Annotated in this window: 22 protein-coding genes; 7 read left to right on the top strand and 15 right to left on the bottom strand. The window is 70.5% G+C overall.

Annotated elements, in window-relative coordinates; all coding sequences use genetic code 11:
- Positions 1-13: 13 nt before the first annotated feature.
- The 3 genes from FHS44_RS05770 to purN all read right to left on the bottom strand — a co-directional run bounded on the left by FHS44_RS05770 (position 14) and on the right by purN (position 2,554).
- Positions 14-223, bottom strand: a complete 210-nt coding sequence (locus FHS44_RS05770; RefSeq protein ID WP_184713518.1) for a hypothetical protein — start codon at positions 221-223, stop codon at positions 14-16.
- Between the two features lie 123 nt (positions 224-346).
- Positions 347-1,891: a bifunctional phosphoribosylaminoimidazolecarboxamide formyltransferase/IMP cyclohydrolase gene (purH, locus tag FHS44_RS05765; RefSeq protein ID WP_184712796.1), complete on the bottom strand. Its 1,545-nt coding sequence runs from the start codon at positions 1,889-1,891 to the stop codon at positions 347-349.
- Between the two features lie 21 nt (positions 1,892-1,912).
- The gene (gene purN, locus FHS44_RS05760; protein ID WP_184712795.1) at positions 1,913-2,554 is read right to left on the bottom strand and encodes a phosphoribosylglycinamide formyltransferase; all 642 of its coding nucleotides are present in this window, start codon (positions 2,552-2,554) and stop codon (positions 1,913-1,915) included.
- A 78-nt stretch (positions 2,555-2,632) separates the two neighbouring features.
- On the opposite strand from purN, the gene FHS44_RS05755 reads away from it, so the two are divergent.
- A complete protein-coding gene (locus tag FHS44_RS05755; protein ID WP_184712794.1) occupies positions 2,633-3,043 on the top strand; it encodes a hypothetical protein in 411 nt (136 codons plus the stop codon).
- A 3-nt stretch (positions 3,044-3,046) separates the two neighbouring features.
- Here FHS44_RS05755 and FHS44_RS05750 read toward each other — a convergent pair whose 3' ends face one another.
- Together FHS44_RS05750 and FHS44_RS05745 are read right to left on the bottom strand one after the other, a co-directional pair.
- Positions 3,047-3,520, bottom strand: a complete 474-nt coding sequence (locus FHS44_RS05750) for a TIGR00725 family protein (RefSeq protein ID WP_184712793.1) — start codon at positions 3,518-3,520, stop codon at positions 3,047-3,049.
- Between the two features lie 12 nt (positions 3,521-3,532).
- The gene (locus FHS44_RS05745; protein WP_184712792.1) at positions 3,533-4,261 is read right to left on the bottom strand and encodes an SDR family NAD(P)-dependent oxidoreductase; all 729 of its coding nucleotides are present in this window, start codon (positions 4,259-4,261) and stop codon (positions 3,533-3,535) included.
- Positions 4,262-4,370: 109 nt separating this feature from the next.
- Between FHS44_RS05745 and FHS44_RS05740 the strand changes: the two genes are divergently transcribed.
- Positions 4,371-4,937, top strand: coding sequence for a TetR/AcrR family transcriptional regulator (locus FHS44_RS05740; protein ID WP_184712791.1), 567 nt, complete (start codon positions 4,371-4,373; stop codon positions 4,935-4,937).
- Between the two features lie 162 nt (positions 4,938-5,099).
- On the opposite strand, the gene FHS44_RS05735 is transcribed toward FHS44_RS05740, so the two are convergent.
- From FHS44_RS05735 to icmB, 4 genes are all read right to left on the bottom strand, one after another.
- On the bottom strand, positions 5,100-6,761 hold the full coding sequence (locus FHS44_RS05735) for a cell division protein PerM (RefSeq protein WP_184712790.1): 1,662 nt from the start codon (positions 6,759-6,761) through the stop codon (positions 5,100-5,102).
- Positions 6,762-6,908: 147 nt separating this feature from the next.
- A complete protein-coding gene (gene sucD / locus FHS44_RS05730; protein ID WP_184712789.1) occupies positions 6,909-7,784 on the bottom strand; it encodes a succinate--CoA ligase subunit alpha in 876 nt (291 codons plus the stop codon).
- Positions 7,784-8,965, bottom strand: a complete 1,182-nt coding sequence (sucC, locus tag FHS44_RS05725) for an ADP-forming succinate--CoA ligase subunit beta (RefSeq protein ID WP_184712788.1) — start codon at positions 8,963-8,965, stop codon at positions 7,784-7,786. Before sucC ends, sucD begins: the two co-directional genes overlap by 1 nt.
- A gap of 170 nt (positions 8,966-9,135) precedes the next feature.
- Positions 9,136-9,543 carry a coenzyme B12-dependent isobutyryl CoA mutase small subunit gene (gene icmB, locus FHS44_RS05720; RefSeq protein WP_184712787.1) on the bottom strand — a complete coding sequence of 136 codons (408 nt, stop codon included), beginning with the start codon at positions 9,541-9,543 and terminating at the stop codon, positions 9,136-9,138.
- A 175-nt stretch (positions 9,544-9,718) separates the two neighbouring features.
- Here icmB and FHS44_RS05715 point away from each other — a divergent pair, with 175 nt between their 5' ends.
- From FHS44_RS05715 to FHS44_RS05705, 3 genes are all read left to right on the top strand, one after another.
- Positions 9,719-10,633, top strand: a complete 915-nt coding sequence (locus tag FHS44_RS05715; protein ID WP_184712786.1) for a hypothetical protein — start codon at positions 9,719-9,721, stop codon at positions 10,631-10,633.
- Positions 10,634-11,024: 391 nt separating this feature from the next.
- Positions 11,025-11,960, top strand: coding sequence for a hypothetical protein (locus FHS44_RS05710; protein WP_184712785.1), 936 nt, complete (start codon positions 11,025-11,027; stop codon positions 11,958-11,960).
- 133 nt (positions 11,961-12,093) lie between these two features.
- Positions 12,094-12,969, top strand: coding sequence for a hypothetical protein (locus FHS44_RS05705; protein ID WP_184712784.1), 876 nt, complete (start codon positions 12,094-12,096; stop codon positions 12,967-12,969).
- Between the two features lie 11 nt (positions 12,970-12,980).
- On the opposite strand, the gene pcrA is transcribed toward FHS44_RS05705, so the two are convergent.
- Positions 12,981-15,239: a DNA helicase PcrA gene (gene pcrA, locus FHS44_RS05700; RefSeq protein WP_312863534.1), complete on the bottom strand. Its 2,259-nt coding sequence runs from the start codon at positions 15,237-15,239 to the stop codon at positions 12,981-12,983.
- A gap of 107 nt (positions 15,240-15,346) precedes the next feature.
- Between pcrA and FHS44_RS05695 the strand changes: the two genes are divergently transcribed.
- Together FHS44_RS05695 and FHS44_RS05690 are read left to right on the top strand one after the other, a co-directional pair.
- The gene (locus FHS44_RS05695) at positions 15,347-16,066 is read left to right on the top strand and encodes a PIG-L deacetylase family protein (RefSeq protein WP_184712783.1); all 720 of its coding nucleotides are present in this window, start codon (positions 15,347-15,349) and stop codon (positions 16,064-16,066) included.
- 188 nt (positions 16,067-16,254) lie between these two features.
- Complete coding sequence (locus FHS44_RS05690) at positions 16,255-17,757, top strand: M1 family metallopeptidase (protein WP_312863533.1); 1,503 nt, start codon at positions 16,255-16,257, stop codon at positions 17,755-17,757.
- A gap of 98 nt (positions 17,758-17,855) precedes the next feature.
- On the opposite strand, the gene FHS44_RS05685 is transcribed toward FHS44_RS05690, so the two are convergent.
- The 5 genes from FHS44_RS05685 to FHS44_RS05665 form a co-directional block, all read right to left on the bottom strand.
- Complete coding sequence (locus tag FHS44_RS05685; protein ID WP_246435086.1) at positions 17,856-18,674, bottom strand: CPBP family intramembrane glutamic endopeptidase; 819 nt, start codon at positions 18,672-18,674, stop codon at positions 17,856-17,858.
- Between the two features lie 50 nt (positions 18,675-18,724).
- Positions 18,725-18,988, bottom strand: coding sequence for a WhiB family transcriptional regulator (locus tag FHS44_RS05680; protein WP_184712782.1), 264 nt, complete (start codon positions 18,986-18,988; stop codon positions 18,725-18,727).
- A gap of 107 nt (positions 18,989-19,095) precedes the next feature.
- A complete protein-coding gene (locus tag FHS44_RS05675; RefSeq protein ID WP_184712781.1) occupies positions 19,096-20,574 on the bottom strand; it encodes a glutamate-cysteine ligase family protein in 1,479 nt (492 codons plus the stop codon).
- Positions 20,575-20,612: 38 nt separating this feature from the next.
- A complete protein-coding gene (locus tag FHS44_RS05670) occupies positions 20,613-21,251 on the bottom strand; it encodes a response regulator (RefSeq protein ID WP_184712780.1) in 639 nt (212 codons plus the stop codon).
- 2 nt (positions 21,252-21,253) lie between these two features.
- The gene (locus FHS44_RS05665) at positions 21,254-22,468 is read right to left on the bottom strand and encodes an ATP-binding protein (RefSeq protein ID WP_184712779.1); all 1,215 of its coding nucleotides are present in this window, start codon (positions 22,466-22,468) and stop codon (positions 21,254-21,256) included.
- Positions 22,469-22,504 lie beyond the last annotated feature (36 nt).

The raw sequence follows: 22,504 nt of genomic DNA, 5'->3' as shown, positions 1-22,504 counted from the left end.
TCCTTCCACGAAGTCAGCCGCGACTCGCTTCCCGGCGCTCGATGATGCGGCGGGTGAAGGGGATGTACTCCACGACCTTGGATCCCAGGTAGGCGGCGACGAGGGCCACGATGATGAGGAGCCAGGGACTCTGCCAGAACCCGTTCATGATCACGAAGACGTTCAGGAAGGAGCCGAGCAGGGGCATGGGAGTCTCCACGGGCGCGATGACGGAACGCTTCACCCTAACCGGGCTTTAAACCCTTTTTGACCGAAAAATCGTGTCCGTTTCGCCACGTTCCTGTCTCTGGTGTACGGCTGCCCCACGAAACGGCGGCAGCCGTACGACCTGCGAAGATCCTTTGAATCAGTGGAAGAAGTGGCGGGTGCCGGTGAAGTAGAGCGTGATCCCGGCGGCCTCGGCGGCGGCGATGACCTCGGGGTCGCGGATGGAGCCGCCCGGCTCGACGACCGCGGTGACCCCGGCCGCGACGAGCAGTTCGAGGCCGTCCGCGAACGGGAAGTAGGCGTCGGAGGCCGCGACCGCGCCCTTGGCGCGCTCACCGGCGCGGGCGATGGCCAGGCGCGCGGAGTCGACCCGGTTGACCTGGCCCATGCCGACGCCGACGCTCGCGCCGCCCGAGGCGAGCAGGATCGCGTTCGACTTCACCGAGCGGCTGGCCTTCCAGGCGAAGGCCAGGTCGGCCAGGACCTCGGGCGAGGCGGCGGCGCCCGCCCTGAGCTCCCAGGTCGAGGGGTCGTCGCCGGGGGCGTCCACCCTGTCGGTCGTCTGCACCAGCAGGCCGCCGTCGATCCTGCGGAACTCGGCCCGGTTGTCCGGCCCCTTCGGGCAGGCCAGCAGGCGGATGCTCTTCTTGGCGGTGAGCAGCGTCAGCGCCTCGGGGGTGAACGAGGGCGCCACCACGACCTCGGTGAACACCTCGGCGATCTGCCCGGCCAGCTCCTCGGTGACCTCGCCGTTGACCGCGATCACCCCGCCGTAGGCGGAGACCGGGTCACAGGCGTGCGCCCTGCGGTGCGCCTCGGCGACGTCGGCGCCGATCGCGATGCCGCACGGGTTCTGGTGCTTGATGATCGCCACCGCGGGCTCGGCGAAGTCCCACGCGGCCCGCCACGCGGCGTCGGCGTCGAGGTAGTTGTTGTAGGACATCTCCTTGCCGTGCAGCTGCTCGGCGTTGGCCAGGCCGTCGCGCTGCCCGGAGTAGAGCGCCGCGCCCTGGTGCGGGTTCTCGCCGTAGCGCAGCGGCGTCCTGAGCGTCCAGGCCGCGCCCATGTAGGTGGGCCAGGCGCCCTCCTCCGCGGCGTAGACGTCGGCGAACCAGGAGGCCACGGCCGTGTCGTAGGCGGCGGTGTGGGCGTAGGCGGTCGCGGCGAGGCGACGGCGCTCGGTGAGGGTGAAGCCGCCAGCCGCGACCGCGGCGAGCACGTCGCCGTAGACGGCGGGATCGACCACGATCGCGGCGGTGCCGTGGTTCTTGGCCGCGGCGCGGATCATCGCGGGACCGCCGATGTCGATCTGCTCGACGCACTCGGCGTCGGAGGCACCGGAGGCGACGGTCTCCTGGAACGGGTACAGGTTGACCACGACGAGCTGGAACGGCTCGATCTCCAGCTCTTCGAGCTGCTTGACGTGGGCCGCGTTGCCGCTGTCGGCCAGCAGCCCCGCGTGCACCCTCGGGTGCAGGGTCTTGACGCGGCCGTCCAGGCACTCGGGGAACCCGGTGAGCGACTCGACCGGGGTGACGGGGACACCGAACGAGGCGATCTTCGCGGCGGTGCCGCCGGTGGAGACGATCTCCACACCTGCGGCGTCGAGCCCGCGGGCCAGCTCCTCCAGCCCGCTCTTGTCATACACCGCGATCAACGCGCGCCGGATGGCGATGCGGGTCACTTCGTGGTCCTCCTGTTTGGTTCAGATTTTCCGGCAGTCCGGCTCATCGCCGGATCGTCCGAGACGAACGGTCCGTCCGGTCACCGTCCAGCCCTCCCGGGCCAGGCGGCCGACGGTCTCGACGAGCAGCCTCCGCTCGACGACCTTGATGCGCTCGTGGAGCGTCTCCTCGGTGTCGCCGTCGAGCACGGGCACCGCCTCCTGGGCGACGATCGGCCCGCTGTCCACCCCGGCGTCGGCCAGGATCACCGTGCAGCCGGTGACGCGGACGCCGTGGGCGAGGGCGTCGCGCACGCCGTGGGCGCCGGGGAAGGACGGCAGCAGCGCGGGGTGGGTGTTGACCATGGTGAAGGAGGTCGTCGACGGCTCACCGAGGATCTTCATGAACCCGGCGAGGATCACCAGATCGGGCTGATGCTCGGCGATCCTGGCGGCGACGGCCCTGTCCCACGCGGCCCTGTCCTCGTGCTCGGGCAGCCGCTCGACGAAGGTCGGCACCCCCGCGCGCTCGGCGCGGGCCAGTCCCTCGATGCCGTGCCGGTCGGCTCCGACCGCCACGACGCGTGCTCCGTACGTCTCGTCGGCCGAAGCGTCCAGCAGGGCCTGTAGGTTGGTTCCAGAACCGGATACGAGGACCACAAGCCGAGCGGCCTGGGATGACACCGACGCACTCCTTTCGGACGGGACTCACGCCGCTGCAAGGGTATCGGCCTGTGCACTCGTACGACGCAAGGAGGTCAGTTGACGTCGCCCGTCCAGGCACGGCCTGCGGAGAGCGCGGGACGCAGGGCGCTGTGGCTCGCGTTCGCCGCCGTGGTGATGACCTTCCTGCTCCCCCTCGCCGGTCTCGTCATGTCGATCTTCGCCCTCGTCGTCGCGATCCGCGCCATCCCCACCCTGCGCTCCGTCTCCAAGCCGACCGGTACGGCCGTCACGGGGATCGTCCTGGCGGCCCTGGCGCTGCCGGTCTCCCTGTCGATGGCGGCGATGCAGCTCTATCTCAGTGACGAGCTCTCGGCCTACAGCGACTGCCGCGCCGGGGCGGGCACCGTCGTCGCGCAGAAGGAGTGCGTCGACCAGCTCGAACAGGCCCTGCAGAAGAAGATGCCCTTCATCCAGCCCGGTGACATCCAGTTCCCCTTCACCCCCTGACCCTCACGGCCACAGGCCGGTCAGCTCGACGGCCTGCCGGGGCGAGGCGGCGTGCCGTACGCCGGGAAGCGGGGTGCCGTCGCGGTCGAGGACGCGCCAGCCGCCGAGCTGGACCACCGGGGCGCGTCCCCCGCGCATGGTCAGGGCCAGCTCGGACAGCGTGCCCCAGGAGCCGCCGACGACGATCACGGCGTCCCCCGAGTTGACGATGACGGCGTTGCGCGCCTCGCCGATGCCGGTCGGGATCACGATGCTCAGGTCGGGGTTGGCCTGCCACCGGTCGGCCCTGGACAGCACGCCGACGACCGTCCCACCGGCAGCCCGCGCCCCGGCCGCGACGGCGGCCATGACCCCTCCGTAACCGCCGCAGACCACCACGGCGCCCCGCTCGGCCAGCAGCCTGCCGACCTCGCGGGCGTCGGCCTCCTCCCGGGCGGTGCACTCGCCCGGGCCGCAGACCGCCACCTGAATCGTCATCCCACTCCCCCGTCAGCCGAAGACGCTGAAGGTCGCCTCCGCGCGGTCCCCGGTGGCGTACATCTCCCAGGCTGCCTCGGCGAGGGCGTCGGGGTCGAGGGTCATGCCCGCCACGGGACCGTAGCGTTCGGGCTGGGAGGAGATCATCCCGTGGATGTCGCCGCGTTCGATGACGCCGCCGATGACCAGGCAGCCCGCGTAGACGCCCGTCCCGGCCAGGGCCGCGTTGAGGGTCACCGCGTAGGTGCGCAGGGACGCCGACAGGATGGCCAGGTTGCCGAGGGCGGGCATCGGCGTGACGGCGCTGAGGCCGGTGGCGAACAGCAGGCCGCCCTCCCCGCGTTCGATCATGCCGGGCAGCACCCGCTGGGCCACGTCCACGGCCGGGTAGGCCCACTCCATCGCCCTGCGGACGTCGTCCGCCCCGGCCTGGAGGATCGGGGTCGGGTGCGACCCGGGGTCGGCGGAGCCCGGCCCGTAGTAGACCACCTCGACGGGACCGTGCCGCTCGGCGACCGTGTCCAGTACGGCCAGCAGCCGGTCGCGGTCGCGCACGTCGGCGGCGAACGCCTCCGCCTTGATGCCGGCGTCGGCGAGCGAGGAGACGTAGGCGGCGTGGCGGGCCTCGCTCCTGGACACCAGGGCGACGGTGTGGCCCTCGCGGCCGAGGCGGTGGGCGACGGACATGCCGAGGCCGGGCCCCGCCCCGATGACGACCGCGGCCCCACGTGAAACGGACATACTGCTCCTCCTGGGCTAGGTTGAGGAAACCCTCAAGTTAGAAGTTGAGGGTCACCTCAATTTCTTGCGAAGGTACCATGACTCGACGCTTCGAGGGGACTGACGACAGATGGCGCTTCAGGCCAGGCCGCTGCGGGCCGACGCCGTACGCAACCGTGACAGTCTGCTGGCCGCGGCCAAGCAGGTGTTCGGCGAGCGCGGGCTCGACGCGCCGCTTGAGGAGATCGCCCGCAGGGCCGGGGTCAGCATCGGCACGCTCTACAACCACTTCCCGACCCGGGAGGCGTTCTTCGACGCGATCCTCCCCGAACGGCTGGCCGCCCTTGAGCTGATCGCCGAGGCGGCGATGGCCGACCCCGACCCGTGGACCGGCTTCACCGGCTTCCTTGAGGGGCTGTTCGCGCTCCAGGCCGAGGACCAGAGCCTCAACGACGCGCTGGCCCGGCGGCTGTCGCTGAGCGAGGAGGTGCGCGCGTCCTGCCACCGGGGCTTCGAGCTGGCCGCGCGGGTCATCGAACGCGCCAAGGAGAGCGGCGCGCTGCGCGCGGACTTCGGCGTCCAGGACCTGCCCCTGCTGGTCTCGGCCATGTCACAGGTGATCCGCGAGTCGGCGGACGCCGCCCCCCAGGCCTGGCGGCGCTGCCTGTCGTTCTTCCTCGACGGCCTGCACCGCTGAAGGGGGCGCGGCGGCAAGCACTTCCCCAGCAGATGCCGCCGCGCCGTCCTCGCGCGTCCCGGCCGTAAAGGCCGGATCACACTCCCCGCTGGCGTACCCGCAACCCACTGGTTTTCCACTGTTTTCCTGGGAAACGTCCGACATCGGCCATCAGGCCGGGATTCAGTCGCGGTCCCAGGCGTAGGGGTCGAGGTAGATGACGTGGCCGCCCTTGTCGTCGGACTCGTCCACGATGTCGCGCCGGGGCGGGCGTGGCGGCTCGCGGTCTGCCGGTTTCACCGGGCTCTCCGCGGCGGCCGAGGCGTGCTCGTCCTGCCAGTCGTCCCTGATGACCGGGATCTCCTGGGTGTCGCACTCGGTGGCGTCCAGCCAGTGGCCGGGCAGCTTGCCCAGCTCGTCGGGCTCGGCGAGGCCGACCTTGCTGGCCACGGAGCCCGCCGCCTTGGCGATCTTGACGCCCGCCTTGCGGACCGGGGCCGTGGCCGTGCCGACCTTCTCCGCGGCCCTGGCGACGGCGGTGTTCTGCCCCCGGAAGATCAGCCACCAGTTGGCCAGGCCCGCCGAGATGCCCGCGGCGACGCCGACCTCCAGGGTGACCGAGAGCATCACCTCCCAGGCGGCGGGGCCGACCACGGTGAGTCGCGCGCCGCCGAGCGAGCCCCCGGACAGCGCCGAAAGCGCCCCGGCGACCGCGCCCGTGACCAGCCCGCAGGCGAACCCCCACAGCGGGGCGCCCTCGTAGGTCGGTGAGGGCGCGATCCTGACGCTCAGGACACCGGCGACGGCCCCCGCTGCGAACGGCAGCGCGACCACCACCATCACCCACGCCGGGGTCGGTCCCGCGTCCGGCAGGGCCCCCAGGATCGGCAGGCTGGGCACGACGCCGAGCTGGACCCCGGTCGGGGCGACCAGCGTCCCCGCGCCGACCGCGAAGCCGGGCCCGGCGGTGTAGGCCATCCCCCACACGATCGCGTTCGGCAGGTAGAGCACCTGGATCAGCAGGAGCAGCAGCCCCCCGACGAACCCGGGCGCCAGGATCTCCGACAGCGCCCTGACCTGCGAGAAGTTCGCCACGAGCGCGGCGGTCACCAGGACCGTGCCCGCCACGAGCATGATGCCCAGCGCGGCGGCCGAGCTGAGCAGGACCGCGCGCAGCCGCTCGGGCAGCAGCCTCAGCATCGCCCGCCACGGCCCGATCACCCTGGCCGTGGCCAGCGCCCCCGCGACGAAGGCCAGCAGCAGGTGGCTGAGCAGCGTCTCGCCGAGGAAGGGCCGGGTGACCTCGTTGTCGGTGATCAGCGCGATCACCCCCGCCAGCAGCGCGTACGGCGCGGCCAGCGAGATGCCCGCCTGACCGACCAGCACGAGCTGCGCCCTGCGACGGGCGTTGGCCTCGTCCTTCGGGCTGTTCTTCGGCAGCCTCGCGGGCATCCTGAGCCGCAGGTCGGCGTCCCTGGCCATCCAGATGCCCGCGCGGTAGAGCAGGAAGGCGGGAAGCAGGGTCAGCCCGAGCGGGAGCAGTCCGATGACCCCGCCGGAGATCGAGAAGCCCGCGTGGTGGGCCACCAGCCACAGCTGCGCCGCCGTACGGAAGACGCCGGGCAGGCCGCTGCTGAACGCTCCCCGGGGGGAGGCGATCCAGCCGACCAGGGTGAAGGTGGTGAGCACCGCGAGACCCACGCCGAGCGTCCACACCGCGGCGAGCATCCCCGAGACGGGAAGCGGCCTGCGGACGTCGTCGTCGTCACCCGTGACGCCGGGCAGGGGGAGTCGGCTGAGGACGTTACGGGGAGCCGTCCGGAGCTGATCGAGAATGGCCGTCACAATAGTCGATGGTCTCAGGATCTTCCACGGCGAAGGCACTCATCTGCCCGCGTGTCGCGGCGCCGTACGGGATGGTGTGCGTTCAGAGGGTGTGAAACAGGAAAGGCGCCCGTGGGAAGACGGGCGCCTTTCCTGGGTGAGTGCCTGCTAGCGGGCCTGCATGACCTCGCGCATCAGGCGGGCGGTCTCGCTCGGGGTCTTGCCGACGCGCACGCCGACCTTCTCCAGAGCCTCCTTCTTCGCCTGGGCCGTACCCGCCGAACCGGACACGATCGCGCCCGCGTGGCCCATGGTCTTGCCCTCGGGGGCGGTGAAGCCCGCGACGTAGGCGACGACCGGCTTGGTCACGTGCTGCTCGATGTAGGCGGCGGCGCGCTCCTCGGCGTCTCCGCCGATCTCGCCGATCATCACGATCGCGTCGGTCGCCGGGTCGTCCTGGAACGCCTGGAGGGCGTCGATGTGCGTGGTGCCGATGACCGGGTCGCCACCGATGCCGACGGCGGTCGAGAAGCCGAAGTCACGCAGCTCGTACATGAGCTGGTAGGTCAGCGTGCCGGACTTGGACACCAGGCCGATACGGCCCGCGGTGGTGATGTCGGCCGGGATGATGCCCGCGTTGGAGGCGCCGGGAGAGGCGATACCGGGGCAGTTGGGGCCGATGATGCGGGTCTTGTTGCCCTTGGCGACGGCGTAGGCCCAGAACTCGGTGGTGTCGTGGACCGGGACGCCCTCGGTGATGACCACGCAGAGCGGGATCTCGGCGTCGATGGCCTCCTTGACGGCGACCTTGGTCGCGGCCGGGGGCACGAAGACCACGGAGACGTCGGCGCCGGTCTCCTGGATGGCCTCCTTGACGGTGCCGAAGACGGGCAGGCCCTCGTGGACGGTCCCGGCCTTGCGGGCGTTGACGCCGCCGACGACGCGGGCGCCGGAGGCGAGCATGCGGCGGGTGTGCTTGGTGCCCTCGCCACCCGTCATGCCCTGAACAATGATCTTGCTGTTCTCGGTCAGCCAGATAGCCATTACGCACCTACCGCGGCGAGCTCGGCGGCACGCTTGGCCGCATCGTCCATCGTGTCGACAAGCTCGACGCCCTTGAGGCTGGCGTCGGCGAGGATCTTCCGTCCGAGATCGGCGTTGTTGCCGTCGAGACGGACGACCAGGGGGCGGCTGACGGACTCGCCACGGCTCTCCAGAAGCTGGAAGGCGGAGACGATGCCGTTGGCGACCGCGTCGCAGGCGGTGATGCCGCCGAAGACGTTGACGAAGATCGACTTGACCGACGGGTCGGAGAGGATGATCTCCAGACCGGCCGCCATGACCTCGGCCGAGGCGCCGCCGCCGATGTCGAGGAAGTTGGCGGGCTTGGGCTGGCCGGGGACGGCCTCGCCCGCGTAGGCGACGACGTCGAGGGTGGACATGACCAGGCCCGCGCCGTTGCCGATGATGCCGACGCTGCCGTCGAGCTTGACGTAGTTGAGGTCCTTGGCCTTGGCCGCGGCCTCAAGCGGGTCCTCGGCGGCCTTGTCCTCGAAGACCGTGTGCTCGGGCTGGCGGAAGGAGGCGTTGTCGTCGAGGGTGACCTTGCCGTCGAGGGCCTTCACCTGGCCGTCGGCGGACAGGATCATCGGGTTGACCTCGACCAGCGAGGCGTCCTCGTCGACGAAGGCGGCCCACAGCTTCTCGATGAGCTCGGCGGCGCCGTCGAGCGCGACCTCCGGCAGACCGCCCGCGACGGCGATCTCACGGGCCTTGGCGCGGTCGACACCGTCGAGGGGGGAGACCGGAACCTTGGCGACCTTCTCCGGGGCGGTGTGCGCGACCTCCTCGATGTCCATGCCACCGGCGGCGGAGCAGATGGCGAGGAAGGTACGGTTCGCACGGTCGAGCAGGAAGGAGAAGTAGTACTCCTCCGCGATCGCGCTGGCCTCCTCGATCAGGACCTTGTGGACCGTGTGGCCCTTGATGTCCATGCCGAGGATCTGGTTGGCCTTCTGCTCGGCGTCGGTGGCGTCGTCGGCGACCTTGACGCCACCCGCCTTACCCCGGCCACCGGTCTTGACCTGTGCCTTGACGACGACACGGCCGGTCAGCTCCTCGGCTGCCGCGCGTGCCTCCTCCACGGTGTGCGCGACGATTCCGCGCGGCACCGGGATGCCGTACTCCGCGAAGAGCTCCTTCGCCTGATGTTCGAACAGGTCCACGAGGGTCCGTCCTTGCTTGTGCGGCTGGTGTACAGAATGTGGGCGGGCCGGCTCCTCGCTCTGATGGGGGAGCCCGGCGTCTTTGCGCCAAAGAAGCCTAGCCTCCCGAGGGGCGTGGCCAGGTCACCGGGTCCTTGCGGACGGAAGGGCCCTCTTGACGCGGGACGGAATCATACGCGGGACGGGATCGCGCTTCGCACCCAATCGACGATCTCCTGCGTGGTCGCCCCCGGCGTGAAGACCCGGGCGACCCCCATGCGCTCCAGCTCGGGCATGTCCTCGTCGGGGATGATCCCGCCGCCGAACACCACGATGTCGCTCGCGTCGTTCTCCGCCAGCAGCTCGATGACCTTGGCGAAGAGCGTCATGTGCGCCCCGGACAGGACGGAGAGGCCGACCGCCGCGGCGTCCTCCTGGATGGCCGTACGGACGATCTGCTCGGGCGTCTGGTGCAGGCCGGTGTAGACGACCTCCATCCCGGCGTCGCGCAGTGCCCGCGCCACGATCTTCACGCCCCGGTCGTGCCCGTCAAGGCCGGGTTTGGCGATGACGACGCGAATCCTCGACTCGGCTTCCATGCAGACCTCCTTGTCCGCGCTCCACGCGCTACGGAAGAGCTGTTCGCAGCGTAACCGGCGACGCCCCGATGGATTTCACGGGACCACCGGAAATCTCGGCACATTCATGATCATTGTCTGGAATGATGCCTTTCCCTCCCCTTGCAGAAAACCGAAGTACAGGACGGTGAACCCCATGAGGCGATGGATCGCCCCGCTGGCGGCCGCGCTGCTCGCGCCGGCGCTGACCATCACGGCCCCGACCGCCGCGCAGGCCGCCCCCGTGGACCCGGTGAAGGCGCTCAGGCAACGGCTGGCGTCCGGGGACGGTGTCCGCGTCACCGAGACGGGCCACGCCCCCCTGAAGGACGGCACCCTGATCGCCCACCGCACGGGCGCTCTCCGCCTGTCCCCCTCGGGCGTCGCGGCCCAGGATGTCGTACGGCGGGACACCGTCAGGCCCACCTCGGGGATCGGCACCCAGCTGCGCGTGGAGCGCGTGATCACCGTCGGCGGCAGGAACTACACCTCCTCCCCCCGCTTCGCCGACCGCCTCCCCCAGGGCAAGGAATGGGTGACCGACACCCGGGAGAACACCCGCTGGGAGGTCCTGCTCGGCGACCAGGCACTCAACGCGCTCGAACCGTCCACCCTGGCCCTCCTGTTGCGTACGGCGAAGCACAGGCTGCCGAACGGGGACGGCGTCCAGTACCGGGGCACGGTCACCCTGGCGCGGCTCTACGCGGCCTCCCCCTCCTTCAGGGAGCGCCGGGGCTACACCCCGCTCGGTGGGACGGGCAAGCTGTCGGTCAGGTGGCGGCTGTGGCTCGACGCCCGTGGGCTGCCCGCCCGCCTGGTGACCGAGGACCCGCACGGCGACGACGACATCCGCTACACCGGCTGGGGTTCCCGGTTCGCCGTGGTCGCCCCGCCCGCGGACCAGGTCATCGACGCCCGCGACCTCGGTTCCGGCGCCGCGATCGAGCGCGCGCCGCACTCCTCCGCCGAGAGCGCCAGGTCGGGCCTCGTCCCCACCGAGGAGTCCCCCAAGGCTCCCGAGGCCCCCGTCGAACGCCGGGAGACGACCCTCGGCACTTCCAGCCGCGGCTGACTTACCGGATACCGCGTGCAACCGCGGAATCCATAAAAGGCGGAAAACGAATTGCGACCGCCGAATGTCCGGCCGTTCCCTTTCGCATATCGCCCCTGACATACCCCCGCCCGCCCTTCCGCCTCTGACAGGCGCTGTCACCACACCCTGTCACCACCCCCACGGGCCGCCCGCCGTACGGCTCGCGCACTTGCACAGTCCGAGGCGCGGGTACGGCGGGCGGGGCGCTGGGCAGGCCTCACGGAAAGTGACAGCGGAGACACTGCACAAAATATCCACAACTAATTCCGAATATCCTCGCAGATACGACATTTCCCACTGATCACGTCTGATATGAATACCCTGAACCCTCCCGAACGGGGCGGAGGGTATGTTCAGGAGGAATCCCCCTTTGAAGCGATACATTGCCGGTCTGGCGTGCGCGGCCACGGCCGTGGTGAGCGTCCCCGCGCTCGCGTCGACCGCGCACGCCAAGGCCGCCGACCCGGTCGCCGCCCTGAAGGCCAAGCTCGTCAGCGGCCAGGGCGTGAACTTCGTCGACAGGACGAAGATCTACGCCAAGGGCCAGAAGAGCCAGGTCGGCGCCGACCGCAAGGGCGTCCTGCAGTTCGGTCCGTCGGGTGTCGTCGCGTCCGACCAGACCGGAAAGCTCAGAATCGACAAGGAGACCCTCAAGGCGATCGAGGAGTTCTCCAGCTCCGACGAGGCCGAAGAGGGAAGCGATGAGGACGTCGCCAACAAACTGTTCAGGGGTCTGGTCAAGCCCGAGCGGGTGGTCCGCGTCGGAAACACGTCCTACGTCTCGGGTGGCGCCTTCGGCGAGTTCCTCCCCGAGGGCAAGACGTGGCTCCGCTTCCCCCAGGCCACGCTTGGCTTCATTGGCTCGGTGACCCAGCCGGTCAACGCGGCCGAGCCGACGACCCTCAAGGCGCTGCTCGCGCACGCCACGACCAAGCGCGTCGGGTTCTACTCCGGGAAGATCACCTGGGGTGAGCTGGCCAAGGTCTCGCCGTGGTTCCGCGCCTCGCTGAGCGAAACTCTGCCCAAGGGCGCGTCCAAGACCGTGGTGAACTGGAAGCTCTACGTCGGCGCCGACCAGCTCCCCAAGCGCCTGACGACCAGCTACGCCCTGAACACGAGGACGACGACGGTCTACGACACCGTCTACAGCGGCTGGGGTACCAAGGTCTCGGTCAAGGCGCCCGCGCCCGAGACCGTCGCCAAGATCAATGAGCTGCAGCTGGAGAAGCCCGAGGCTTCGCTCTCGATCCTGCGCGACGGAGTGGGTGCCCTCGTCGACCGTCCGGGGACGGGTGCCTCCCGGTAGTCGGAAGAGCAGCAAGCGCGTTCGTGCCCGGCAGACGATCTCTGCCGGGCACGTCCCGTTGGTCCCCCGGGTGGGCGACAATCTTCCTCACCCCCCTGCGACGACGCGGGGACACCCCGGGAGGACCTTCTCGATGAGGCGAACGACCGCCGTCCTGACCGGTGCCGCCGTCGCGGCCCTGGCGATCCCCCTGCTCGTGGCGGCCCCCGCGAACGCGGCCGATCCCGTGGCGGCGTTGAAAGGACAGTTCAGGACCGGGTACGGGGTGAAGATCACCGAGAGGGCCAAGCTCGTCGGCGACGGAGGCAACCCGCGCACGGTCTACGGCCGGGTCAAGGGAGTGCTGGAGTTCGGCCCCTCGGGGGTCGTCGCCTCCGACCTGACCAGTTCCTTCGAGCTTCCCGCGTCGGAGGGCAGGGCCCCCGAGCCGTTCGCCCCCTCCAGGACGGTCACGGTGAAGGGCACCTCCTACACCCAGGGCGGCGTCTACGCGGGCGCCCTGCCCGAGGGCAAGAAGTGGCTGCGGGGCCGTGACGACGCCCTCGCCATGGTCAATCCGGCGCAGAAGCTGTTCGACCCGCTTGAGCCCGCGACGCTGCGGGCCGCGCTCGCCCGCGCGACCTCCGCCCGTCCCGGTGGCACCCTGGACGGCACGAGGACCGTCGTCCGCTCCGGCTCCCTCACGCTGGGCGAGCTGTACCGGATCTCCCCCACGGCCCGCGCCGTGCTCGGCTCCAAGCCCTCGGCCAAGTCGGCCCCGCTCAGGGTGAGCTGGCGGCTCTATCTCGGCGCCGACCAGCTCCCCCGGCGGGTGGTCTCGTCGTACGTCCAGTCCGTCAGGGGCCTGACCAGCGTCGACGTCACCTATCTCAACGACACCGAGTACGGCGGCTGGGGCGTCAGGTCGGCCATCAAGGCCCCGCCCGCCGCCGAGGTCGCCGACTTCGACGAGCTGAAGATCGGCGACACCGACCCCGGGAACCCCGGTCTCAACCTCTTCCTCGACTGAGGCCGTACACCTCAGAGCTTCTCGATGGGCGCGTAGGTCAGCAGCAGGGTCTTCTCCCCGCCGGTGCCGAAGTCGATCTTCGCCTTGGTCTTCTCCGCGACCCCGTCGACCGAGACGACAGTGCCCAGGCCGAACTGGTCGTGGGTGACCCGGTCGCCGGGGGCGAGGTTGGGGACCGGGCGCCCACCCGTCTTCTTCGGCAGGGCGGGCCGTGCCTCGCGGCGGGTCGTCGCGGCGCTCCAGGCGCTCTTGCCGGGGTCGCCGCGCCACTCGACCAGCTCCACCGGGATCTCCGTGACGAACCGGGAGGCCGGGTTGAAGGCGGGCGCGCCCCAGGAGCTGCGGACGGCCGCGCGGGAGAGGTACAGCCGCCGCTCGGCCCTGGTGATGCCGACGTAGGCCAGCCTGCGCTCCTCCTCAAGCTCCTTGGGCTCGCCCAGCGAGCGCATGTGCGGGAAGACGCCGTCCTCCATGCCGGTCAGGAAGACCACGGGGAACTCCAGCCCCTTGGCCGTGTGCAGCGTCATCAGCGTGACCACGCCCTGGCCGCCGTCGTCGGCCGGGATCTGGTCGGCGTCGGCCACCAGCGAGACCTGTTCGAGGAACTCCACCAGCGTGCCCTCGGGGTTGGCCTCCTCGAACTCGGAGGCGACCGAGACCATCTCGTCGAGGTTCTCCAGGCGGCTCTCGTCCTGCGGGTCCTCTGAGGCGGCCAGTTCGGCGCGGTAGCCGGTGGCCTCAAGCACCTCCTGGGCCAGCTCGGAGGGCGGCATGGTCTCCACCTTGACGAGCAGGTCGTCGAGCAGCGCCACGAAGTCCTTGATGGCCTTGAGCGAGCGGGTGGCCATGCCCGGCGCCTCGTCGGCCCTGCGCAGCCCCTCCCAGAACGAGACGCGCTCGCGGGAGGCGAACGCCTCGACCATGGCCTCGGCCCGCTCGCCGATGCCGCGCTTGGGCACGTTGAGGATGCGGCGCAGCGAGACCACGTCGTTGGGGTTGGCCAGCACCCTGAGGTAGGCCAGCAGGTCGCGGACCTCCTTGCGCTCGTAGAAGCGCACCCCCCCGACCACCTTGTACGGCAGGCCGGTCCTGATGAAGATCTCCTCGAAGACCCGGGAGGCCGCGTTCGTCCGGTAGAACACGGCCACCTGACCGGGGATGACGTCCTCGTCGTCGGCGAGCCTGTCCACCTCCTGGGCGACGAACATGGCCTCGTCGTGCTCGTTGTCCGCGACGTATCCGATGATCTTCGGCCCCGCGCCCTGGTCTGACCAGAGGTTCTTGGGCTTGCGGCCCTCGTTGCGCGCGATCACCGCGTTCGCCGCGGTCAGGATCGTCTGGGTCGAGCGGTAGTTCTGTTCGAGCAGGATCGTCCTGGCGTTGGGGTAGTCGCGCTCGAACTCCAGGATGTTGCGGATCGTCGCGCCACGGAAGGCGTAGATCGACTGGTCGGCGTCGCCGACGACGCACAGTTCGGCGGGGTCGAGGGTGCCCTCCCTGACCACCTCGCCGTCGGCCGTGACCAGCGCGGGAGAGCCGACCAGCTCCCTGACCAGGGTGTACTGCGCGTGGTTGGTGTCCTGGTACTCGTCGACCATGACGTGCCGCCAGCGGCGCCTGTAGTGCTCGGCGACGTCGGGGAAGATCTGGAACAGCGTGACCGTCAGCATGATGAGGTCGTCGAAGTCCATCGCCCCGGCCTCGGTGAGCCTGCGCTGGTAGTTGCGGTAGGCCTCGGCGAGGGTGCGCTCCAGGTGGGTGGCCGCCTGGTCGGAGGCCGTCTCGTAGTCGATCAGCTCGTTCTTGAAGTTGCTGACCTGCGCCGAGAAGGAGCGCGGCGGGTAGCGCTTGGGGTCGAGGTCCATCTCCCTGCAGACCATGGCCATCAGCCGCTGGGAGTCGGCCTGGTCGTAGATGGAGAAGCTCGTGGGGAAGCCGAGCCGCTTGGCCTCCCTGCGCAGGATGCGCACGCACGCGCTGTGGAAGGTCATCACCCACATCGAGGCCGAACGCGGGCCGATGAGGGCGTCGACGCGGTCCTTCATCTCCCTGGCGGCCTTGTTGGTGAAGGTGATGGCCAGGATCTCCTGCGGCCTGACGTCGCGCTCGGCCAGGAGGTAGGCGATGCGGTGCGTCAGCACCCGCGTCTTGCCGGAGCCCGCGCCCGCGACGATGAGCAGGGGGGCGCCGTGGTGCACGACGGCCTCACGCTGCTGGGGGTTGAGCCCGTCGAGCAACGGATGGGTCAGGGGAGCGGCTGGGATCGGCACGTCCCCTAGGGTAAGGCGGCCCGCCGACAGCCGGGTCCAGGAATGTGGGTGGGCCGCTGGACGGTTATGAGAATTCACCGGTACGTGAACGACACGAGGGGGCGCACATGTTGTCCGAGAGCGAGATCGAGCGGGTCCTCGTGGTGACCGCCCACCCGGACGACGTCGACTTCGGCGCAGCGGGCACGGTCGCGCGCTTCACCGACCGGGGTGTCGAGGTGGTCTACTGCGTCGTCACGGACGGCGACGCGGGGGGCTTCGACCGCGAGGTGGACAACGGCGGGATGGCCGAGCTGCGCCGGGGCGAGCAGACCGCCGCCGCCAAGGCCGTCGGGGTTACCGACGTGCGTTTCCTCGGCTACCCGGACGGCACCGTCGTGCAGAGCCTCGACCTGCGGCGCGACATCGCCCGGGTCATCCGTCAGGTGAGGCCCGACCTGGTGATCACCCACTCGCCCGAGCGCAACTACCGGTTCGTCGCCCCCAGCCACCCCGACCACCGGGCCGTCGGCGGGGCCACGCTGGACGCCATCTACCCCGACGCCCGCAACCCCTACGCCTTCCCGGAGCTGCTGCGCGAGGAGGGTCTCGACGCCTGGGAGGCCAGGGAGGTCTGGCTCAACGGCTCCCCGACACCCGACCACCACGTGGACATCACCGAGACCGTCGATCGCAAGATCAACGCGCTGCGCGCCCACGCCAGCCAGGTCGGCCACATGGACGACCTCGACGGCTTCGTGCGGGAGCGCTTCGGCCGTACGGCTGTCGCGGCGGGTTTCGGCGAGGACCACTACGCCGAGGCCTTCCAGCGCGTCTCGACCGAATGACCCCCCGCCTCCACCATCCGACGTCCAGCGCGCCTTGACCATCCGGGCTTCCGCGTGTCCTGACCGTCTGGTTTCCAGCAGGTCCTGACCATCCGAGACGACGATCGCGTTTGCCTCTTGTAAGCTTTACCCGCATTACCTATTATTCAGGTAGGTAATACATGCTTAACGACCGGATGGAGACAGAAGTGCGCAAGAGAGTCCTCGCCACCGCAGTCGTCGCCCTCGCCGGCATGTTCACGAGCCTGCCAGCCGATGCCGTCGTCGCGGGCCAGGGCGCGCCGGGGGTGGGCGACCCCTACTACCCCGACTACGGCAACGGCGGCTACGACGTGGCCCACTACGACTTAAGGCTGAAGTACCAGCCCGCCGACGACCACCTGGAGGGCACGGCGACCATCACCGCCACCGCGACCCAGGATCTGACCCGGTTCAACCTGGACTTCGCGCTGACGGTCAACGAGGTGCTGGTCAACAGCCGCAAGGCGACCTTCGCCCGCTCCGGCGCCCACGAGCTTGAGATCACCCCGGCGCAGCCCCTGCGCAGGAACCAGCCCGTCACCATCGTGGTGAGATACGCGGGCACGCCGTCGCAGGTGTCGGTCAACGGCTACAACCCCTGGCTGCGCACGCCGGACGGCGGCGTGGCGGCGGGCGAGCCCGAGGCCGCCTGGTGGTGGTTCCCGAGCAACGACCACCCCTCCGACAAGGCGACCTACGACGTCTCCGTCCTCGTCCCCGACGGCACCCAGGCCATCAGCAACGGCACCCTGCAGTCGGCCACCTCCCGCCTGGGCTGGACCCGCTACAACTGGCGTTCGGCCAAGCCCCAGGCGACCTACCTGACCACCCTCGCGGTCGGCAAGTTCGAGATCGTCACGGACACCACGGAGAGCGGCCTGCCGGTCTTCAGCGCCTACAGCAGGGACCTCGGCGCCGACGAGGGCGCGGCCAAGGCGAGCGTCGGGCGCGCGGCGGAGATCCTCGACTGGCAGGTCGGCGTCTTCGGCCCCTACCCGTTCGACGCGATCGGCGGCTACGTCCCCAACGTGCCGACCGGCTACGCCCTGGAGACCCAGACCAGGCCCTTCTACAGCCCGCGTCACTTCCGCAGCGGGGCCAACCCCTACGTGGTGGTGCACGAGCAGGCGCACCAGTGGTTCGGCGACGACGTCTCGGTCAAGACGTGGCGTGACATCTGGCTCAACGAGGGCTTCGCGCGCTACTCCGAGTGGCTCTGGTCGGAGAAGGAGGGCGAGGGAACGGCCGCCGAACTGGCCGCCTACACCTACTCCTTCTACCCGGCGGACGACCCGTTCTGGCAGGTCAAGCCGGGTGACCCCGGTGCGGCCAACCAGTTCCACGCGGCGGTCTACAACCGGGGCGCCATCGCCCTGCAGGCCCTGCGCGGCGAGGTCGGCGACCAGACCTTCTTCAAGATCCTCAAGGGCTGGCCCGCCGCCAACAAGTACGGCAACGCCCGCGTCGAGGACTTCGTCGCCTACGCCGAGCGCCAGTCGGGCAAGTCACTGAACAACCTCTTCAGGACCTGGCTGTTCACGGCGGGCAGGCCCGCCTCGGCCCCGGTGGCGGCCAACGCCCGCAGCGCCTCCCCCACCGGCCAGATCCAGGAGCCCAGGTCCTGGAAGAAGATCCAGCGTGAGGGCCTGGCCGACCACGCCGACCACTGACCTTCCCGGCCACCGCATCCGACACCGAAGGAGGTACGCCATCCCCGCACCCACTGACAGCCGCTGAGCGCACACGTCCCACGGTCCCCGCGTCCCCCTCAGGGCGCGGGGACCGTCTTTTCGGCGGGGGCCAGCCGCGCGAACAGGTAGCCGAGCGAGTTCGTCGCCACGTGCAGCAGCGACGGCGCCGCCAGCCCTCCCCTGCGCCGCAGCTCGCAGAACAGCACCCCGGCCAGCGCCGTGGCGACCACCGAACCGACGACGGCCCGCGAGACCTCACCCGTGGACGGCACGGCCGAGGCGGGGTCCTCCCCCGCCGCCAGACGGCCGAGGGCCGGGTTCGCGCTCAGCATGTCCATGGCGGGCAGCACGTGCCAGAGGCCGAACAGGGCCGAGGAGACCGCGGTCGCCGTGACGGGCCCGTGGGAGCGGGCGACGAGGGCGTGCACCACCCCCCGGAAGCCGACCTCCTCCAGCAGGACCGTGCCGAACGGCACCTGGATCAGCGCCTCCTCGACCGCGCGGGCCGGGGAGAGCGCCAGCGCCCGCTCGTCGCGGAAGAAGCGGCGGGTGGCGGGCACGGCGATCCCCACGCCGTAGACCCCGGCGACCGCCGAGGCCAGCACGCCCCCGATCAGCAGGCCACGGGAGCCCTCCTGGAAGCCGACCTCCGACCAGGAGACCCCACGGCGGCGGGCCAGCGCGAGCAGGACGCCGACCGTGACGGCGGAGGTCACCGGGGCCAGTCTCGGCGCGACCCGGTTGTTGAGCACGTTGGCCGTCGCCAGCACGGCGACAGCCCCCGCCAGCGCGGCCCGCTGGCGCCGCCGTACCGGAACGACCCGATCACGGGTCGCCCGCCGTACCGCCTTGAAGGTCCTGAAACCCATGCTCTCCGGTTGCACACGCCGCGCCATCAGCTCCGCCCCTCCGTGTCCCGTACGGCCCCTGCCCACGCCGGGGCGGGTCATCCGGCCTCGGGCCGCCGCCATCCGGCGGGGAAGCGCAGCCCGCGCCGCTCCTGAACGGTGAGACCACCCCAGATGCCCTCGGGTTCGGCCGCCTTCAGGGCGTAGGCGCGGCACTCGGCCAGAACCGGGCAGCCGGAGCAGACCGCCTTCGCCCGCGCCTCCTGCTCGACGGCCTGGGCCAGCGGAAAGAACAGCTCGGGATCACTCGCGCGGCACGCACCCCGTACGGCCCAGCCGATCTCCCCGGCCGTCTTCCGCATGACACATCACCCCCTGGTGGACCACCGGTCATCAGGCTAGACCGATCAGGGGTCGCCGACATCAACCTCGTGGCGGATTTCCGGGTAGGCGCGGCGGCGTACCCGGGTCAGTTCAGGGGCCAGGCGTGGACGGGTTCGTTGGTGTGCATGTGCTCGATGTAGCGCAGGGTCATCCGGCGCAGCGCCTCGTGCCTGTCGAGGCCGTCGCGCGTCTCAAGGGCCTCGACCGTCCCGGTCTGCCACTTTGCGCCCGTCCTGCCCGTCACGCAGCGCCGTTCGACGATGGTGAGCAGCCTGTCGCGCACCTCCGCCTCCACGCCCTGTAGCCGCAGGCCCTCCTCGGCGATCGGCAGCAGGCGGCGCAGGACCAGGTCCGAGGCGGTGACCTCGCCCTCCCCCGGCCAGTAGAGGCGGGCGCCGAGGCCGTGCCTGGCGGCGGCGCGCAGGTTGTCCCGCGCGGCGGAGAAGGGCATCCGCGTCCAGACGGGCCGTTCTGCCTCCGGCAGCACGCGCATGAGGCCGTAGTAGAAGGCCGCGTTCGCCGCGACGTCGGACACCGAGGGACCGGCGGGCAGCACCCGGTTCTCGACCCTCAGGTGCGGGACGCCGTCCACGACCGCGTAGACCGGCCGGTTCCACCGGTAGACGGTCCCGTTGTGCAGGGTCAGCTCGGCCAGCTCCGGTGGGAGACCCCGGTCGAGCTCCTCCTGCGGGTCCTCCTCCTCGCAGAGCGGCAGCAGCGAGGGGAAGTAGCGGACGTTCTCCTCGAACAGGTCGAAGACCGAGGTGATCCACCGCTCGCCGAACCACACCCTGGGCCGCACGCCCTGGGCCCTCAGCTCGACGGGCCGGGTGTCGGTCGCCTGCTCGAACAGCGGGATCCTCGTCTCCTGCCACAGGCGTCTGCCGAACAGGAAGGGCGAGTTGGCCGCGACCGCCACCTGTGGCCCGGCGAGGGCCTGGGCGGCGTTCCACGCGGCCGCGAACGCCGAGGGAGCCACCTGGAGGTGGAGCTGGAGGCTCGTGCAGGCGGCCTCGGGTGTGATGCTGTCGGCGTAGGTGTCGAGGCTCTCGTCGCCCTCGATCGACAGGTGCATGTCCTCGCCCCTGGCCGCGAAGATCTGCTCGTTGAGCAGCCGGTAGCGGGGGTTGGCCGACAGCGTCCCCTCGTGCACGTCGCTCTCGCGCAGCGTGGGAAGGATGCCGACCATCACCAGGTGGCCACCGACCGTGTCGGCCCGCTCCTCGGCGTGGTTGAGCCGGTCGCGCACGGCCTTCTCCAGGCGTACGGCGCCGTCCCCCTCAAGCGGCTCGGGAAGGATGTTGATCTCGACGTTGAACTGGCCGAGTTCGGTCGCCCAGTCGGGCTGGGCGATCGCCGAAAGCACCTCGGCGTTCTTCATCGTGGGCTCACCCCGGTCATCGACGAGGTTGAGCTCTATCTCCAGGCCCGCTCGCGGCCTCTCGGCCTCGAACCTGAACTCACGCAGCATCCGTGCCAGCGCGTCGAGGGACCGCCGGATCTTGTCCCGGTAGCGTCGGCGGTCCTCCCGGCTGAACACCATGGCAGGTACGTCACGACCCATACATCGCAGAGTCGCACATAAGTTACATATAGTACAGATCACACCAAACGACGCGCGGTCGCCCAGCGTGAGAGTTCGTGCCTGTTGGAGAGCTGAAGCTTGCGCAGGACCGAGGAAACGTGCGTCTCGACCGTCTTGACCGAGATGAACAGCTCCTTGGCGATCTCCTTGTAGGCGTAGCCCCTGGCGATCAGCCGCAGCACCTCGCGCTCCCGCTGGGTCAGCGAGTCGAGCTCGGGGTCGATCGGCGGGGCCTCGCTGGAGGCGAAGGCGTCCAGCACGAAACCCGCGAGCCTCGGGGAGAAGACCGCGTCGCCCTCGGCGACCCTGCGGATCGCGTCGGTCAGCTCACGCCCGCTGATGGTCTTGGTCACGTAGCCCCTGGCGCCGCCCCGGATCACCCCGATGACGTCCTCGGCCGCGTCGGAGACCGACAGGGCGAGGAAACGCACCGGCGAGCCCGATCCGAGCACCCGGCGCAGCACCTCCTGGCCCCCGCCGCCCGGCATGTGCACATCCAGCAGCACCACGTCGGGCTGCAGCTCGGCGATGGCCTTGACCGCCGAGTCCACGTCCTCGGCCTCGCCGATCACCTCGACCGAGTCGCCCAGCTCGGCGCGGACGCCGGAGCGGAAAAGCCGGTGGTCGTCCACGATCAGAACCCTGACGGCGCTCACGGTCACACCTTCTCCAGTTTCATGGTCAGCATCACTTCCGTACCCTCGCCCGGCTCCGTCCTGACCCGGGCGCTGCCGCCGTGGCGCTCCATCCTGCCGATGATCGACTGGCGGATGCCCATCCGGTCCTCAGGGACGTCCTTCATGTCGAAGCCGACGCCCCGGTCGCGGACGAAGACGGTGACCTCCTCCGGCTCCGCCTCGGCGTAGACGGAGACGACCGGTGAGCCAGAGTACTTCGCGGCGTTGACCATAGCCTGCCTGGCCGCCTGCATCATCGCCGACAGCTCCGGGGTCAGCGGGCAGTCGCCGACGCAGACGACCTCGATGGGCACGCCGTGCGCGTCCTCCTCCTCGGCCGCCACCCGCCGTACGGCGGCGGCCACCGAGGCGTCCGCGTCCTGCTTGGGCTGGTAGAGCCAGTTGCGCAGCTCACGCTCCTGGGAGCGGGCCAGCCGCATCACCTCGCGCGAGTCGTGCGCGTTGCGCTGGATCAGCGTCAGCGTGTGCAGGACGGAGTCGTGCACGTGCGCGGCGAACTCGGCCCGTTCCTCCTGCCGGATGCGCTCACGCCGCTCCTTCTGAAGTTCCTTCCACATGGCCGCGAGCCAGGGCGCCGCGATGAGCCCCACCCCGCCGACGACCACCAGCGTGAACATGATGCCGGGACGGGCGTTGCCCAGCTCGTTGGTCGCCGCCAGGAAGCCGATCGCGCCGACGACCACGAGCCCGAGGCCGACGAACGTGCGGACCCGGTTCTGGCGCACCTGCCCGACCGTGGTGGACATCCAGCGCTGCCGCCGGTCGGGGTCGGCCTGCTGCCACAGGATCAGCGAGCCGATGCCGCCGACCGCGATCGGCCACGCGCCGATCCCTCCCGAGGAGGCTCCGGTCAGCCAGCCGAGGGCCAGCAGCGCCAGGCCGATCGCGCCGTAGGCGGCGAGCTGGCTCCAGTCCCGTGCGGGCTCCCTGCCCTCGTACAGCTCGCGCGGCGTGAACATCCACAGCGCCGCGTACGCCACGGCGCCGATCCCGTCCAGGACCGTGAGCAGCACGAACGCCAGCCGCAGCACCACCGGGTCGAGCCCGAGCTGGGTGGCGGCCCCCTGGGCGACACCCGCGAAAAGGCGCCCCTCGACCGGCCGCATCAGCCGGGGGGAGGCGGTTTCCTCCGAGGTCGCGGGAGCCGCGTCGCGAATCATCGTTCTGTCAGCCATATCACCAGCATCGTCACACGTCGGACGGTGTCTCCG

The organism is Streptosporangium saharense, assembly GCF_014203715.1.
In the GTDB taxonomy this organism is placed as follows: Bacteria; Actinomycetota; Actinomycetes; order Streptosporangiales; family Streptosporangiaceae; genus Streptosporangium; species Streptosporangium saharense.
Note: the sequence above shows the minus strand (reverse complement) of the source record. Positions and strands in the feature narration are given on the sequence as shown.